This window comes from Pseudomonas sp. PS02303 (assembly GCF_029959925.1).
In the GTDB taxonomy this organism is placed as follows: Bacteria; Pseudomonadota; Gammaproteobacteria; order Pseudomonadales; family Pseudomonadaceae; genus Aquipseudomonas; species Aquipseudomonas mandelii.
This window is the reverse complement of record NZ_JASCOM010000156.1, coordinates 1-14,020: the sequence shown is the minus strand read 5'-3', so window position 1 is coordinate 14,020 and position 14,020 is coordinate 1. Positions and strand designations below refer to the sequence as shown.

Annotated in this window: 14 protein-coding genes; 9 read left to right on the top strand and 5 right to left on the bottom strand. The window is 59.9% G+C overall.

The genetic code is table 11. The annotated features are described in order from the left end of the window. Positions 1–148: 148 nt before the first annotated feature. Positions 149–1,009, bottom strand: a complete 861-nt coding sequence (locus QMX98_RS24730; RefSeq protein ID WP_169858048.1) for a MurR/RpiR family transcriptional regulator — start codon at positions 1,007–1,009, stop codon at positions 149–151. Between the two features lie 239 nt (positions 1,010–1,248). On the opposite strand from QMX98_RS24730, the gene zwf reads away from it, so the two are divergent. From zwf to QMX98_RS24710, 4 genes are all read left to right on the top strand, one after another. Beyond that, on the top strand, positions 1,249–2,718 hold the full coding sequence (gene zwf, locus QMX98_RS24725) for a glucose-6-phosphate dehydrogenase (protein WP_282411515.1): 1,470 nt from the start codon (positions 1,249–1,251) through the stop codon (positions 2,716–2,718). Next, positions 2,705–3,418, top strand: a complete 714-nt coding sequence (pgl, locus tag QMX98_RS24720; protein ID WP_077748690.1) for a 6-phosphogluconolactonase — start codon at positions 2,705–2,707, stop codon at positions 3,416–3,418. Before zwf ends, pgl begins: the two co-directional genes overlap by 14 nt. A 17-nt stretch (positions 3,419–3,435) precedes the next feature. Continuing rightward, positions 3,436–4,101, top strand: a complete 666-nt coding sequence (locus QMX98_RS24715) for a bifunctional 4-hydroxy-2-oxoglutarate aldolase/2-dehydro-3-deoxy-phosphogluconate aldolase (RefSeq protein ID WP_010457374.1) — start codon at positions 3,436–3,438, stop codon at positions 4,099–4,101. Positions 4,102–4,282: 181 nt separating this feature from the next. Next, entirely contained in the window at positions 4,283–5,008 is a 726-nt protein-coding gene (locus QMX98_RS24710) for an intradiol ring-cleavage dioxygenase (RefSeq protein ID WP_282411514.1), read from the top strand. A 2-nt stretch (positions 5,009–5,010) separates the two neighbouring features. Here the strand turns inward: QMX98_RS24710 and QMX98_RS24705 are convergent, their stop codons facing one another. Both QMX98_RS24705 and QMX98_RS24700 read right to left on the bottom strand, forming a co-directional pair. Next, the gene (locus tag QMX98_RS24705; protein ID WP_154912409.1) at positions 5,011–6,192 is read right to left on the bottom strand and encodes an aminotransferase class V-fold PLP-dependent enzyme; all 1,182 of its coding nucleotides are present in this window, start codon (positions 6,190–6,192) and stop codon (positions 5,011–5,013) included. A 28-nt stretch (positions 6,193–6,220) separates the two neighbouring features. Continuing rightward, entirely contained in the window at positions 6,221–6,457 is a 237-nt protein-coding gene (locus QMX98_RS24700) for a DUF3820 family protein (RefSeq protein WP_010457368.1), read from the bottom strand. Positions 6,458–6,660: 203 nt separating this feature from the next. On the opposite strand from QMX98_RS24700, the gene QMX98_RS24695 reads away from it, so the two are divergent. The 4 genes from QMX98_RS24695 to QMX98_RS24680 all read left to right on the top strand — a co-directional run bounded on the left by QMX98_RS24695 (position 6,661) and on the right by QMX98_RS24680 (position 10,336). Further along, positions 6,661–7,128 (top strand): PA2169 family four-helix-bundle protein, encoded by a 468-nt coding sequence (locus QMX98_RS24695; RefSeq protein WP_010457366.1) that lies wholly within the window; start codon positions 6,661–6,663, stop codon positions 7,126–7,128. Between the two features lie 158 nt (positions 7,129–7,286). Then, the gene (locus QMX98_RS24690; RefSeq protein WP_154912410.1) at positions 7,287–9,275 is read left to right on the top strand and encodes an FUSC family protein; all 1,989 of its coding nucleotides are present in this window, start codon (positions 7,287–7,289) and stop codon (positions 9,273–9,275) included. Next, positions 9,262–9,468, top strand: a complete 207-nt coding sequence (locus tag QMX98_RS24685; protein WP_008151119.1) for a DUF1656 domain-containing protein — start codon at positions 9,262–9,264, stop codon at positions 9,466–9,468. The genes QMX98_RS24690 and QMX98_RS24685 overlap by 14 nt, the downstream gene beginning before the upstream one ends. A 10-nt stretch (positions 9,469–9,478) precedes the next feature. Beyond that, complete coding sequence (locus QMX98_RS24680; protein WP_010457361.1) at positions 9,479–10,336, top strand: HlyD family secretion protein; 858 nt, start codon at positions 9,479–9,481, stop codon at positions 10,334–10,336. A gap of 195 nt (positions 10,337–10,531) precedes the next feature. Here the strand turns inward: QMX98_RS24680 and QMX98_RS24675 are convergent, their stop codons facing one another. Together QMX98_RS24675 and QMX98_RS24670 are read right to left on the bottom strand one after the other, a co-directional pair. Beyond that, positions 10,532–11,002, bottom strand: coding sequence for a MaoC family dehydratase (locus tag QMX98_RS24675; protein ID WP_008151121.1), 471 nt, complete (start codon positions 11,000–11,002; stop codon positions 10,532–10,534). 41 nt (positions 11,003–11,043) lie between these two features. Continuing rightward, positions 11,044–11,988: an alpha/beta hydrolase gene (locus QMX98_RS24670; protein WP_282411513.1), complete on the bottom strand. Its 945-nt coding sequence runs from the start codon at positions 11,986–11,988 to the stop codon at positions 11,044–11,046. A 235-nt stretch (positions 11,989–12,223) separates the two neighbouring features. Between QMX98_RS24670 and fadD2 the strand changes: the two genes are divergently transcribed. Continuing rightward, a complete protein-coding gene (gene fadD2 / locus QMX98_RS24665) occupies positions 12,224–13,912 on the top strand; it encodes a long-chain-fatty-acid--CoA ligase FadD2 (RefSeq protein ID WP_010457356.1) in 1,689 nt (562 codons plus the stop codon). Positions 13,913–14,020: the final 108 nt, after the last annotated feature.

The window sequence follows — 14,020 nt, the reverse complement described above, 5'->3', positions numbered from 1 at the left end:
CAATCTTTGCGCCCGGGCGGGCCCTTTCGCGAGCAGGCTCGCTCCCACAGTGGACCTGCTTTGAATACAAATACAGTGTCCACCGAAGATCTAATGTGGGAGCGAGCCTGCTCGCGATGAGGCCAGGACAGGCAATGAAGATATTGACCTAGTTAAACTCATCCCCAACCGGATACCGACTGGCATTGAGGCTCTCTTTGATCTTGCGCAAATGCGGCTGGAAGTCCACGCCACGGCGCAAGGTCATGCCGGTGGCCAGTACATCCAGCACGGTCAGCTGGATGATCCGCGACGTCATCGGCATATAGATGTCGGTGTCTTCCGGCAACGGAATGTTCAGGCTCAAGGTGCTGGCCTTGGCCAAAGGCGACCCCTCGGCCGTCAGCCCCAGCACTGAAGCGCCGTTCTCCCGGGCGATACGCGCCACTTCCACCAGTTCGCGGGTGCGGCCGGTGTAGGAAATGATCACGAACAACTCGCCGGTATGCGCCACCGACGCAATCATGCGCTGCATCAGCACGTCGGCATGGGCGGTGACCGCCAGGTTGAAGCGGAAGAACTTGTGCTGCGCGTCCAGCGCCACCGGGGCCGAGGCACCAAGGCCGAAGAAGTGGATCTGCCGGGCCTGGATCAACAGGTCGACGGCGCGGCTGATCAGGTTCGGGTCCAGTGCCTGCAAGGCACTGTCCAGCGACGCGATGGCGCTGCCGAAAATCTTCTTGGTGTACGCCTCGGGATTGTCATCGGCCTCGACTGCACGGCTGACATACGCCGCGCCGCTGGCCAGGCTTTGGGCCAGTTGAAGCTTGAGCTCCGGGTAGCCACTGACGCCGAACGAACGGCAGAAACGGTTGACCGTCGGCTCGCTGACCTTCGAGGCCTGGGCGAGGGCGGCAATGCTGAACCGGGTGGCCAGCTCAGGGTTGAGCAGGATCACTTCGGCGACTTTGCGTTCCGCCTTGTTCAGGTCTTCAAGGCGATTCTGGATCTGTTCCAGTAAATTTCGCACGCGGTCCATATATGTTCCTTAGCTCCGCAAACAAGAGAGCAATGCAAATAAGGGCCCCGGCTATGCAAATTGGGACTTTGATCGGGCCCGTCACGGTGGCCTATCCTACTGATGGCTCCGACCGACCACCACTCGGAATCTGTATTTTGCGAAAATGTTGTGGTTATTACTACATTTTCCCTTGAGTGATGCCTTGAAAAAAGGTATTTGTAGCTTAACTTGATAAAAGAACAAACATCATGCCTTCGATTACGGTTGAACCGTGCACCTTTGCCTTGTTCGGCGCCCTCGGTGACTTGGCCCTGCGCAAACTGTTTCCTGCCCTTTATCAACTCGATGGCGCAGGCCTGCTGCACGAGGAAACGCGGATTATCGCGCTGGCCCGTGAGCCAGGCAGCGAGCAGGAACACCTGGCGTTCATCGCCTCCGAACTGCGCCGTTATGTAGGCGCCAAAGAGCTGGACGAAGCTGTGGTCGAACGCTTCCTGGCCCGTTTGAGCTACCTGCATGTCGACTTCCTCAAGGCCGACGATTACGTCGCCCTGGCCGAAATGGCCGGCAGCGCCCAGCATGTGATTGCCTACTTCGCCACGCCGGCCGCCGTTTACGGCGCGATCTGCGAGAACCTGTCGAAGGTCGGCCTGACTGAAAACACCCGCGTGGTGCTGGAAAAGCCCATCGGTTCGGACCTGGAATCCTCGCGCAAGGTCAACGACGCCGTGGCGCAGTTCTTCCCGGAGAACCGCACCTACCGCATCGATCACTACCTGGGCAAAGAGACCGTCCAGAACCTGATCGCCCTGCGTTTCGCCAACAGCCTGTTCGAAACCCAGTGGAACCAGAATTATATCTCCCACGTGGAAATCACCGTGGCCGAGAAGGTCGGCATCGAAGGCCGCTGGGGTTACTTCGACAAGGCTGGTCAGCTGCGGGACATGATCCAGAATCACCTGCTGCAACTGCTCTGCCTGATCGCCATGGACCCGCCGGCCGACCTGTCCGCCGACAGCATCCGTGACGAGAAAGTCAAAGTGCTCAAGGCCCTGGCGCCTATCAGCCCGGAAGGCCTGACTACACAAGTGGTGCGCGGCCAGTACATCGCCGGGTACAGCGAAGGCAAACCGGTTCCGGGGTATCTGGAAGAACCGAATTCGAACACCCAAAGCGACACCGAAACCTTCGTCGCCCTGCGTGCGGACATCCGCAACTGGCGCTGGGCCGGCGTGCCGTTTTACCTGCGCACCGGCAAGCGCATGCCGCAGAAGCTGTCGCAGATCGTCATCCACTTCAAGGAACCGTCGCACTACATCTTCGCCCCCGAGCAGCGCCTGCAAATCAGCAACAAGCTGATTATCCGCCTGCAACCGGATGAAGGCATTTCCTTGCGTGTGATGACCAAAGAACAAGGCCTGGACAAGGGTATGCAGTTGCGCAGCGGTCCGTTGCAGCTGAATTTTTCCGACACTTATCGCAGCGCACGGATTCCCGATGCCTACGAGCGGTTGTTGCTGGAAGTGATGCGCGGCAATCAGAACCTGTTTGTCCGTAAAGATGAAATCGAAGCCGCGTGGAAGTGGTGTGACCAGTTGATCGCCGGGTGGAAAAAATCCGGTGATGCGCCCAAGCCGTATGCGGCTGGGTCCTGGGGACCAATGAGCTCCATTGCTCTGATCACGCGGGATGGGAGGTCGTGGTATGGCGATATCTGAATTGAAACTGCCTCAGGGCGTCAGCGCCCATGAGTTCAAAAGCCCGGTGTTGCTGGCCGATGGTCTGGCGCTGAATGTGGCCAAGCAACTGAGTGACGCCATCGACGCTCGCGGCAGCGCGACGCTGGTGGTGTCCGGTGGCCGCAGCCCGGTGGCGTTCTTCCAGAACCTGGCGAAGCAGAAACTCGACTGGTCCAAGGTGGTCGTCACCCTGGCCGACGAGCGTTGGGTGCCGGTCGAGCATGCCGACAGCAATGCCGGTCTGCTCAAGCGTTACCTGTTGCAAGGCCCGGCAGCCAAGGCTCAGTTTCTGAGCCTCTACAGCGCCACCGCGAACCTTGAACTGGCGGCCGAGCAGGCCGACCGTTTGCTCGCCGAATTGCCGCCGATCGATGTGTTGATCCTCGGCATGGGCGATGACGGTCACACCGCTTCGTTGTTCCCCAACAGCCCGAACCTGATCGATGCCTTGAAAGTCGACGGCACCCGTCGGTGCTATCCGATGCTGGCGCCGACCGTGCCGCATCAGCGACTGACCATGAGCCGCGCGCTGCTGGCCTCGGCCAAGACCACCGTTCTATCGATTTCCGGTCAGTCCAAACTGACCACTTTGAGTGCCGCATTGGCCGGTGACGATGTCGCCGCCATGCCGATTCGCGCGTTTCTGCAACCTACGTTAGAGATTTACTGGTGCCCATGAGCCAAGGATCAGCCGCTATGACAATCACATCCCCGACCGTTTCCATGGCGGACAAAATTGCCCTGATCGACAGCCTCTGCGCCAAGGCGCGGATCCTGCCGGTGATCACCATCGCCCGCGAACAGGACGTCCTGCCGCTGGCCGATGCCCTGGCCGCCGGTGGCCTGACTGCCCTGGAAGTGACCCTGCGTTCGCAGTTCGGCCTCAAGGCCATCCAGATTCTGCGTGAGCAGCGTCCGGAGCTGGTGACCGGTGCGGGTACTGTGCTGGATCGCACGATGCTCGCCGCTGCCGAAGCGGCCGGCTCGCAGTTCATCGTCACCCCGGGTATCACCCGTGACCTGCTCGAAGCCAGCGTCGATAGCCCGATCCCGCTGTTGCCAGGCATCAGCAACGCTTCCGGCATCATGGAAGGCTATGGTCTGGGTTATCGCCGCTTCAAGCTGTTCCCGGCGGAAGTCAGCGGTGGCGTTGCCGCCATCAAGGCCCTTGGCGGCCCGTTCGGTGAAGTGAAATTCTGCCCGACCGGCGGCGTCAGCCCGGCCAACATCAAGAGCTACATGGCGTTGAAAAACGTGATGTGCGTGGGCGGTAGCTGGATGCTGGATCCCGAGTGGATCAAGAACGGCGACTGGGCCCGCATTCAGGAATGCACCGCCGAGGCCTTGGCGCTGCTGGACTGATCGGCTTTTACCAAACACTTCGTTGTGTGTTCTACGGCTTTACGGTGCGCTTGGTCGGTGCACCGTTTTTTTTGCCTGATGAAATACCGCTCCTGCAAGGGAAATGATGCGATACATAGTTACCGCCTCTCGCCGCCCATCCAGCGTTAACCTGCGTTCATCTTATGGAAGAGAGAACGTCATGGACGACACCACCTCCGCAACACCCGCACCCTCCGTTTACCTGCTGTCTCCCGAACAAATTGCCGGCCCGTATTTCCGCAATCCGAAACTGATCAGGCGCAACATCAGCGAGAGCGCCGATGGCATTCCCCTGGTGCTGCGACTGTCGATTGTCGATGCCATGACGGGGGAGCCGGTGACCGGAGCCCTGGTCGATATCTGGCATTGCAATGCGCGCGGTGCGTATTCGGGCTGGAGCAAGGTCAATCCGGACCAGGAAGTCGATGTCGGGGACATCGGCTCCATCCCGCGCACCGACGACGACACCTATCTGCGTGGCGGACAATTCACCGACAAAAAGGGCATTGTGCGGTTTACCACCATCTACCCGGGGTTCTATGCCGGCCGTACCTTGCACATTCATGTCGCCGTGCGCATCACATCCGGCAACAATTTTCTCGAAGAGCGGCATGTTGCCTGGGTCGGTCAGCTCTACTTCCCCGAACCCGCTTCACGTTCGGTGCTTAACGCCCGGGACTACAGCGGCCGATCGGTCTCGCCGTTGAGCAACAATGAAGACACTTATTACCGCGAGCAGGCTGGCGAGGCTTCGACATTGACGGTCCACACCCTCGGTCGAGACTCGAACGAGGATGGCTTTTTCGGGCATACGACCATCGGTATCGACACGTTCGCCGCTTCGACGCAAATCAAGCCGGAGGACTTCGACAAATACACGGTCTGACGTCAGCGCAACTCGCTCAGCGCCCTGGCCAGCAGATCCATGTCGGCAGCGGTGGTGGTGAGCCCTGGTGTAATGCGAATGCAGGGCCCGCTCGCCGCGCCACTGCGGACCACGGTGAACAGGTTGTAATCGCTGAGCAGCCGCTCGACCATCGCCTGTTGATCGGTATGCCGGGTAAAGCGCATCGAGGTAATGCCGCAATACAGTCGCGGGTCATCGGGTGTCATGATCTCGATCCCCGGTAACTCGCGAACGGCGCTGACCCACCGGTTGCGCAGGTAGTTGAGGCGTGTGCTCTTGGCAGCGGCCCCGCCCATGGCGAGATGCTCCTCGAATACCAGCGGCAGCGTCAGCAGGGCCGGGATGTTCGGTGTGCTGTAGGGCGTGCGGGCGCGAATATCGGTGACCGGGAAGTGCATCTCGCCCATGTCCGGGTCGATGTCGGCCAAACGCTCGGGGTCTATATAGATAAAGCCCAGCGTCAGGGGCGCGCCAATCCATTTGTGCAGGTTGAAGCCGGCGAAAGAAACGCCCAGTTCATCCAGATTGAACTCGATCTGGCCGAGGGCGTGCGCGCCGTCAAGGATCACGTCGATGCCGTATTCTTTGGCGGCAGCAGCAATGGCCTGCACGGGCATGACCAATCCGGTGCGATGGGTGACATGGGTCAGGGCCATCAATTTGAGCTTTGGATAACGCGCAAAAGCGTCGCGATAAGTCGCCAGCAAGCTGTCAAACGTTGCGGGGTGCGCGTGGTCGATTTCGATCACTTCCACGCCGCGATGCCGCGCCAGCCAACGCATCGCGCCTTTGACCGTGTCGTACTCCAGATCGCAAATCAGCACCTGATCGCCCGGCTGAAGGCGATTGTAATTGCGGATCAACGATTGCAGGCCGTCCGACGCGTTACGGGTTAGGGCCACGGTGTCGACTGGAACATCGATCAGGCGGGCGAGCTGCGCCCGGATCTCGAGACTTTCGATCTGTTCGAAACGCTGGCGTACATGCACCGAGTTGCTGCGGTTGATCAGCTCGATATTGCGCTCGTACTCCTCAACCACGGTGCGCGACATCCGTCCGAAGTAACCGTTTTCAAGGTTGATGGGCCCGGGTTCGACCGCGTAGCGGTCGGCAAAGGTCTTCCAGAAATGTTCATCACGGGCGCGACGGGTGTTATCGGGCATGAGCTACTCGGCTTTTTTGATGACGATGTCAGTGGCGCGGGGCAGGTTTGCCGTGTTTGGCGCGCAGCGGTTCGAGCAGGTCCGACAGACCGTTGTGGTCGATCTCCTGCATCAGGGCCAGCAATCCGCCCAGCTCACCGTGCGGGAATCCTTCACGGGCGAACCAGTTCAGGTATTGGCCGGGCAGGTCGGCAATGATGCGACCCTTGTATTTGCCGAAGGGCATTTCACGGGTGATCAACAGTTCGAGCTTTTCAGGGTTCATCTATCGGTCGTCTTGATTCATCAGGCTGGAAAATACAGGCATTCTGCATGCAGGCCAATTGACAGTTCATGCAAAAAAAGCGGATACAGATTTGGTCGCTATAACTAACTTATTGAAATATAAGGCATAAATTCTCAGTTCGAAGCTGGCATGCAGGGTGCAATAGCTATTGCATCTTTCATCAACCCGCAAGGAATTGAAAAATGACCGACATGAATAAAGAAGCGATCTCTGTACTCAACGACCTGATTGAAACCAGCAAAGACGGTCAGGAAGGGTTCAAGACTTGCGCTGAAGACATCAAACACCCTGAACTCAAAACCCTGTTCGTGCAACGCTCCGCCGACTGCGCCACCGCCGCTGCCGAACTTCAGAGTGCCGTGCGTTCGATGGGCGGCGATCCGGAAACGTCCACCAGTGTCAGCGGTGATCTGCACCGTCGTTGGGTCGACGTCAAAGCGATGTTCACCGGCAAGGATGAAGAAGCCGTGCTGAACGAAGCCGAACGCGGTGAAGACCATGCACTGAAGGCTTACAAAGAAGCCCTCGAAAAAATCAACAAGCACAATCTGGTGGGCATTCGTGACCTGGTTGAACGTCAGTACCACGGCGTGCAACGCAATCACGACCAGGTAAAAGCCCTGCGCAACCAGGCTCGCGCACGCTCTTAAGCGTCCGTAGCCTGTCAAAAACGCCAGCCAGTCTGGCGTTTTTTTGTGTCTGGGATTTAACGCTGGACGGAATATAGATAGCTCGCTAATAATTTGTTTTTCAAGTGACTTCAGTGAACCCGACTATCGTTAAAAACGTCCTTTCAAGAGTCTTTTACGTGCCTATCACTTTGCAGGCTTTGTTTGCGCCTGACCGCCGCGCCCTACAGTTCGCAATCAAAACCCTGATCGGTGGCGGTCTGGCCTTGTGGCTGGCATTGCGCTGGGGGCTTGAGCAACCCGCCTGGGCATTGATGACGGCGTTCATCGTCGCTCAGCCATTGTCTGGAATGGTGGTGCAGAAGGGGCTGGCACGGCTGCTGGGCACGCTGGTCGGCACGATTATGTCGGTTGTATTCATGGGCTTGTTCGCCCAGACGCCTTGGCTGTTTTTGCTGGCCTTGGCGTTGTGGCTCGGGTTGTGTACGGCGAGTTCAACGTTGCTGCGCAGTGCCTGGTCCTATTCATTTGTGCTGGCCGGTTACACGGTGGCGATCATCGCGTTGCCGGCCATTACCCATCCGCTGACGGTGTTCGACCAGGCCGTGGCGCGCTGCACGGAAATCTGTCTGGGCATCCTGTGCGCCACGGCGGCCAGCGCGTTGCTGTGGCCGATGCGCGTCGAGCGACAACTGGCGGATCAGGCGCGAGCCGCCTGGAACAGCGGGATGAATGCTGCGCGTGCAACGCTGGCCGGCGATGCTCAGGCCCGTAAGGGGTTGCTGGAGATCCTCGGGCGAATTGTCGCGGTCGATGCCCAGCGCGAACATGCCTGGTTTGAAGGTGGCCTGGGTCGGCAGCGGGCACGAGCCATCAGCGGCTTGAGCCAGAAGCTCTTGATGCTGCTGCGCATTGCCCGTTCGGTGCGCCGTCAGTGGAAGCAGCTGGAACCACAGGAAGCCGAGCAACTGTTGCCGTGGATGACCGAGGTTCAGGTTGCGCTCAGCGGCGACGATACGGCGACCCTGCAAGCGTTGCGGCCGAGGTTGCTCGATGCCTCCCATGACCCGCACATCAGCTCCGCGCAGAGTTATTGCCTGGCCCGTTTCACCTTGTTGCTCGATACCGCGATGGCGGCCACTGCGGCGATGAAAGCGGTGGAGGAGGGGCGCGAAACTGTCGATCCGCCACGCACCCTGGCGCCGCACCGCGACCTGTCATTGGCGCTGGTGTTTGGTGCGCGTAGTGCCCTGGCGTTTCTGGTGGTGTCGTGCTTCTGGCTGGCGACGGCCTGGCCCGCCGCGTCGGGCGCCTTGGTGCTGACGTGCGTGGTGTGCAGCCTGTTCGCCAGTCGCGAGAACGGCGCGCAGATCGGCATGAGTTTTATGCGAGGCATTTTCCTGGCGATTCCGGCGGCGTTTTTCGTCGGGCAGATTCTGCTGCCCCAATGGAGCGGATTTGCCTTGCTCTGTATGGGCATGGGCGTGCCGTTGTTTTTCGGTGCGCTGGGCATGGCCAAGCCGCAGATTGGGGCCACGGCGACTTCGTTCTGTCTGCATTTCATCGTGCTGGTGTCGCCGCTGAACGCGATGAAATTCGACGTCGCCACGTTCTTCAACAGCGCCCAGGCGATGGTGGTCGGTGTCGGCGCGGCGGTGCTGGCGTTTCATTTGCTGATCCTGCGTAACCCGGCGTGGCATGGCCGCCGCTTGCTGGCAGCGACGCTCGACGATCTGGTGCGGCTGACTCGCCGTAACCTGCGGGGTGCCGAAAGCTGGTTTGGCGGACGCATGGCCGACCGCTTGCTGCAACTGGCGCGGCACTATCCCGAGTTGCCGGAACCGGCGCGCAGTCGCTGGGATGACGGCTTGCTCGGCCTCGATATCGGCGATGAATTGTTGCATCTGCGGTTGAGCCTGGCGGTGGCGCAAGTGCCGGTCAGCGCACCGCAGCGGCGTTATCTCGAGCAGTTGGAAAAAGTCCTTGAGCAGGGCCCTGCGGGCAACCGCGCCGATGCGCTCGAACGACCCAGCGCAGATTTCTTGAAGACCTTGTACGCGTTGCCACCCAGCGACGCGGTGAAACTGGCTCAGGGCGCGGTGCTGCAATTGCAGAGCAGTTGGCGCGCCTGGTGCCGTCAACAGGAGCAAAGCCATGGGCTTGCGTGAGTGGTCGGTGGGCGGCGTGCTGCTCAGTCCGTTTTTGATTTATGTGCTGCTGGCACTGCTGGTCACCGGAGCCTTGCGCATGCTGTTGCGCCTGACACCGGTCGGCCGCTGGATCTGGCACGAAGCACTGTTTGATTGCGCCTTGTACGTCTGTGTATTGACCCTGATCACCGTCGTCCTCGGACCTTTATAAGGAGTTGAACATGCGTACCCCCGTACGTGTCGCGGTAACCCTGTGCCTGGTGGCGGTGGCGATCTTTGCCGGCTTCCATTTGTGGCAGTACTACATGCTTACGCCCTGGACCCGGGATGCGCGGATCCGCGCCGACGTGGTGGTCATCGCCCCGGACGTCTCGGGGTGGGTGCGTGAGCTCAAGGCGTTCGATAACCAGCCGGTCAAGGCGGGCGACCTGTTGCTGAGCATCGATCGTGACCGGTTCGAAGCGGCGCTGGAGAAGGCCCAGGCGGTGGTGCAGACCCGCCAGCAACAACTCAATCTGCGCGAACGCGAAGCCAGTCGCCGCGCCAGCCTCGGGCCGCAAGCCATCAGTGCCGAGCTGCGCGAGAACGCGCAAATCAACGCCGGTATCGCCCGGGGTGAATTGCGTGAAGCTCAGGCGGAAGCCAAGGTTGCCGAACTCAATCTGGCGCGCAGTCAGGTCCATGCGCCTCGCAGCGGCCACATCACCAACCTGCGCCTGGCCCAAGGCAATTATGTGAACGCCGGGCAACCGGTGATGGCATTGATCGATGATTCGACCTTCTATGTGCAGGCGTATTTCGAGGAAACCAAGTTGTCGCGGATTCGGGTTGGCGATCCGGTGAAGATCTGGTTGATGAGCGCGGGAGAAGCGCTGGACGGGCATGTGGAAAGCATCAGTCGCGGGATTACCGATCGCAACACCACGCCAGATGGGCAGTTGTTGGCGGAGGTAGAACCGACGTTTAACTGGGTGAGGCTGGCACAGCGGATTCCAGTGCGGATCAAGATTGATAAATTGCCGGAGGGCATGAATCTGAGTTCGGGGATGACGGCGAGTGTGCAGGTAAGCGAACGCTAAATACGCTGCGCCGCAATCATTGTGGCGAGGGAGCTTGTCGGAACGCCGCACCGTCCCGCTCGGCTGCGAAGCAGTTGTAAAAACTAACGCCGCGGTTGATCAGATCAAACGCGGCGCCTGATTTGGGGGCGCTGCGCACCCCAACGGGACGGTGCGGCGTTCCGACAAGCTCCCTCGCCACAGGTGAGAGGTGAATCAGCCGATGCTGATCGCCGGCAGGGTAGGCAGCGTCACCGTCTGCTGCTTGCGCGGCGCCAGAATCTCGGCCTCGCCATCGACTACTAATTCATCGCGCTGGTTAAACACCCGCGTGGCGATCCGCACACGAAACTTCGGCAGTTTCTCGAGTATTTCCAGGCGCACGGTCAGGGTGTCGCCAATCTTCACCGGCTTCTGAAAGCTCATCTGCTGACCGATATAAATAGTCCCCGGCCCAGGCAACTCGCAAGCCACGGCAGCGCTGATCAGCGCACCGCTGAACATGCCGTGAGCGATGCGCTCCTTGAACATGGTGCCGGCGGCGAATTCCGCGTCCAGGTGCACCGGGTTGTGATCACCCGACATCGCGGCGAACAACTGAATGTCGCGCTCTTCGACCGTCTTGCTGTAGCTGGCGGTCTGGCCGACTTCGAGGGCTTCGTATGGGGTGTTGGTAACCTGGGTCATCTGTTTCAATTCCTGTGACGAATAAAAAATCCACAAAAAAACTATTCCGATCTGGGTGGCCGGCGGTGGCTCAGCGCCTGGGCGATCCAGTTCAACACGTCATTGATCACTTCATCGCGGTTGCTCTCGTTGAACAGTTCATGCCGTGCCTGCGGGTAAATAGTCAGTTGCAGGTTCTGGCTGCCGGCCGCGCGTAGTGCATCGGCCAGATCCTTCAGACGTTTGCCTTCGCTCACCGGATCACATTCACCGCCAATCACCAGCAACGGCAGGCCCGGATCAATCTGAGCGAGATTGGACGCTTTGCTGATTTGCTGCAACCCACCGAGCAAATCGATCCACAGCTGATTGGTGCAACGAAAGCCGCAGAGCGGGTCGTTGGCGTACCGATCGACTTCCGCCGGATCGCGGCTGAGCCAGTCGAAACGCGTGCGCACCGGTTTGAATTTTTTGTTGAACGAGCCAAACGACAGCCACTCGATCAGCGCACTGCGGCCCTTGGGCCCCTGACGCAGTTTTTCGATACGGGCAATCTGACGTGCCGTGCGATAGAGCGCGATGGGCTGGAAGTTCGAACCGCTGAGCACCGCACCGTGCAGGCTGGCGCTGTGATGCAGCAGGTAGGCCTGGGCGATGTAGCTGCCCATGCTGTGGCCGAGCAGCACGATCGGCACGCCAGGATGTTGCTGGCCGATGTGCTGGTTGAGGCTCGCCAGATCGCCAACCACTTTGCACCAGCCATCGTCATCGGCGAAATGGCCGAGTGTCCCGTTTTCGGCAGTTTTGCCATGTCCACGCAGGTCCGGCGCGTAGACACCGTAACCCTGCGCGCAGAGTTTTTCCGCCAGGCGGGCGTAGCGACCGCTGTGTTCCGCCATGCCATGGGCCAGCAGAATCACGGCTTTCAAAGGCGGATCGGGCAGCCACTGGTTGACGAAAAGGCGGCTGCGGTCACTCGCGGTCAGCCAGAAAGTGTCGTGGATCATGGCGATTCCTTTGCATGGGGCTGCCGGGTATGAAAATAGCCTCGATGCATTGTATAGCGCATCCAGCGCTTGCCGTCTGATCAGGCCACGCCGCTGCAGCAAGATTCACGCGGTCAATGACGCCCATTGGCATATTTGCCTGATTCGCCATAGCTGCTAGTGTCCGTGAAGCCCCGCTTTTACAAAAGTGACAGAAAAGCGGCCCGGATAGGCTCAGGTAAAGAGGACAAGAACAATGCAACCTGATTTCTGGAATGACAAACGCCCGGCCGGCGTGCCCCTGGATATTGACCTTGGGGCCTATAAGTCGGTGCTTGAGGTGTTCGAGCGTTCCTGCAAGAAATTCGCTGATCGCCCCGCCTTCAGCAACATGGGCGTGACCCTGACCTACGCCGAACTGGAACGCTACAGCCTGGCGTTCGCCGGTTACCTGCAAGCCCACACCGACTTGGTGCCGGGGGATCGCATCGCGGTGCAGATGCCCAACGTTTTGCATTACCCGATTGCCGTGTTCGGTGCCTTGCGCGCCGGGCTGATCGTGGTCAACACCAACCCGCTGTACACCGCGCGGGAGATGCGTCATCAGTTCAAGGACTCCGGTGCCCGGGCGTTGGTGTACCTGAACATGTTCGGGGCCAAGGTCCAGGAAGTGCTGCCCGACACCGACATCCAGTACCTGATCGAAGCGAAGATGGGCGACCTGATGCCTGCCGCCAAGGGTTGGCTGGTCAACACGATGGTGAGCAAGGTCAAGAAAATGGTCCCGGACTATTCCTTGCCCCAGGCGATTTCCTTCAAGAGCGCGCTGCGTCTGGGCCGGGGCCTGGGCATCAAGCCGCTGAATGTCAGCCTCGACGACATCGCGGTGTTGCAATACACCGGCGGCACCACCGGCCTGGCCAAGGGCGCGATGCTGACCCACGGCAACCTGGTGGCGAACATGCAACAGGCGCGGGCATGCCTCGGACAGTTCGGCAGCGACGGTCAGCCATTGCTGCGCGAAGGTCAGGAAGTGATGATCGCGCCGCTGCCGCTGTACCACATCTATGCCTTCACGGCGAACTGCATGTGCATGATGGTGACCGGCAACCACAACGTGCTGATCACCAATCCACGCGACATCGGCGCCTTCATCAAGGAGCTGAAGAACTGGCGTTTCTCGGCACTGCTGGGGCTTAACACGCTGTTCGTTGCATTGATGGATCACCCAGACTTCAAGACCCTGGATTTCTCCAGCCTCAAACTCACCAACTCCGGCGGCACCGCGCTGGTCAAGGCCACCGCCGAGCGCTGGGAACAGCTCACTGGCTGCCGCATCACCGAGGGTTATGGCCTGACCGAAACCTCACCGGTGGCCTGCACCAACCCCTACGGCGACAAATCGCGGATCGGCACGGTCGGCCTGCCGGTGCCGGGCACCACTCTGAAAGTGATCAACGATGAAGGCGTCGAGCAGCCGCTGGGCGAGCGAGGCGAACTGTGCATCAAGGGCCCGCAGATCATGAAGGGCTACTGGCAGAAACCGGAAGCCACCGCCGAGGTGCTGGATGCCGAAGGCTGGTTCAAGTCCGGCGATATCGCGGTGATCGACCCGGACGGTTTTGTGCGCATCGTCGATCGCAAGAAAGACATGATCATCGTCTCGGGCTTCAACGTGTACCCGAACGAGATCGAAGACATCGTGATGGCTCACCCGAAAGTCGCCAACTGTGCGGTGATCGGCGTGCCGGACGAGCGTTCGGGGGAGGCGGTGAAGCTGTTTGTGGTGGCCCGCGAATCAGGGGTCAGCCTTGAAGAGCTGAAGGCGTACTGCAAGGAAAACTTCACGGCGTACAAAGTGCCCAAGCACATTGTGTTGCGGGAGTCGTTGCCGATGACGCCGGTGGGCAAGATCCTGCGGCGGGAGTTGCGGGATATCGCGTAGTCGGTGAATGGCCGCGCTTCGCGCGTTCGCGGGCAAGCCTCGCTCCTGCAGGTTCGTGTCGTTCATTAAGTCAGCGAACGATGCGAGCCTGCAGGAACGAGGCTTGCC

What these genes read in the sequence shown, in the direction of transcription:
- zwf (WP_282411515.1), top strand. Translation starts at nt 1,249, where the DNA reads ATGCCTTCGATTACGGTTGAACCGTGCACCTTTGCCTTGTTCGGCGCC.
- pgl (WP_077748690.1), top strand. Translation starts at nt 2,705, where the DNA reads ATGGCGATATCTGAATTGAAACTGCCTCAGGGCGTCAGCGCCCATGAG.
- QMX98_RS24715 (WP_010457374.1), top strand. Translation starts at nt 3,436, where the DNA reads ATGACAATCACATCCCCGACCGTTTCCATGGCGGACAAAATTGCCCTG.
- QMX98_RS24710 (WP_282411514.1), top strand. Translation starts at nt 4,283, where the DNA reads ATGGACGACACCACCTCCGCAACACCCGCACCCTCCGTTTACCTGCTG.
- QMX98_RS24705 (WP_154912409.1), bottom strand. Translation starts at nt 6,192, where the DNA reads ATGCCCGATAACACCCGTCGCGCCCGTGATGAACATTTCTGGAAGACC.
- QMX98_RS24700 (WP_010457368.1), bottom strand. Translation starts at nt 6,457, where the DNA reads ATGAACCCTGAAAAGCTCGAACTGTTGATCACCCGTGAAATGCCCTTC.
- QMX98_RS24695 (WP_010457366.1), top strand. Translation starts at nt 6,661, where the DNA reads ATGACCGACATGAATAAAGAAGCGATCTCTGTACTCAACGACCTGATT.
- QMX98_RS24685 (WP_008151119.1), top strand. Translation starts at nt 9,262, where the DNA reads ATGGGCTTGCGTGAGTGGTCGGTGGGCGGCGTGCTGCTCAGTCCGTTT.
- QMX98_RS24680 (WP_010457361.1), top strand. Translation starts at nt 9,479, where the DNA reads ATGCGTACCCCCGTACGTGTCGCGGTAACCCTGTGCCTGGTGGCGGTG.
- QMX98_RS24675 (WP_008151121.1), bottom strand. Translation starts at nt 11,002, where the DNA reads ATGACCCAGGTTACCAACACCCCATACGAAGCCCTCGAAGTCGGCCAG.
- QMX98_RS24670 (WP_282411513.1), bottom strand. Translation starts at nt 11,988, where the DNA reads ATGATCCACGACACTTTCTGGCTGACCGCGAGTGACCGCAGCCGCCTT.
- fadD2 (WP_010457356.1), top strand. Translation starts at nt 12,224, where the DNA reads ATGCAACCTGATTTCTGGAATGACAAACGCCCGGCCGGCGTGCCCCTG.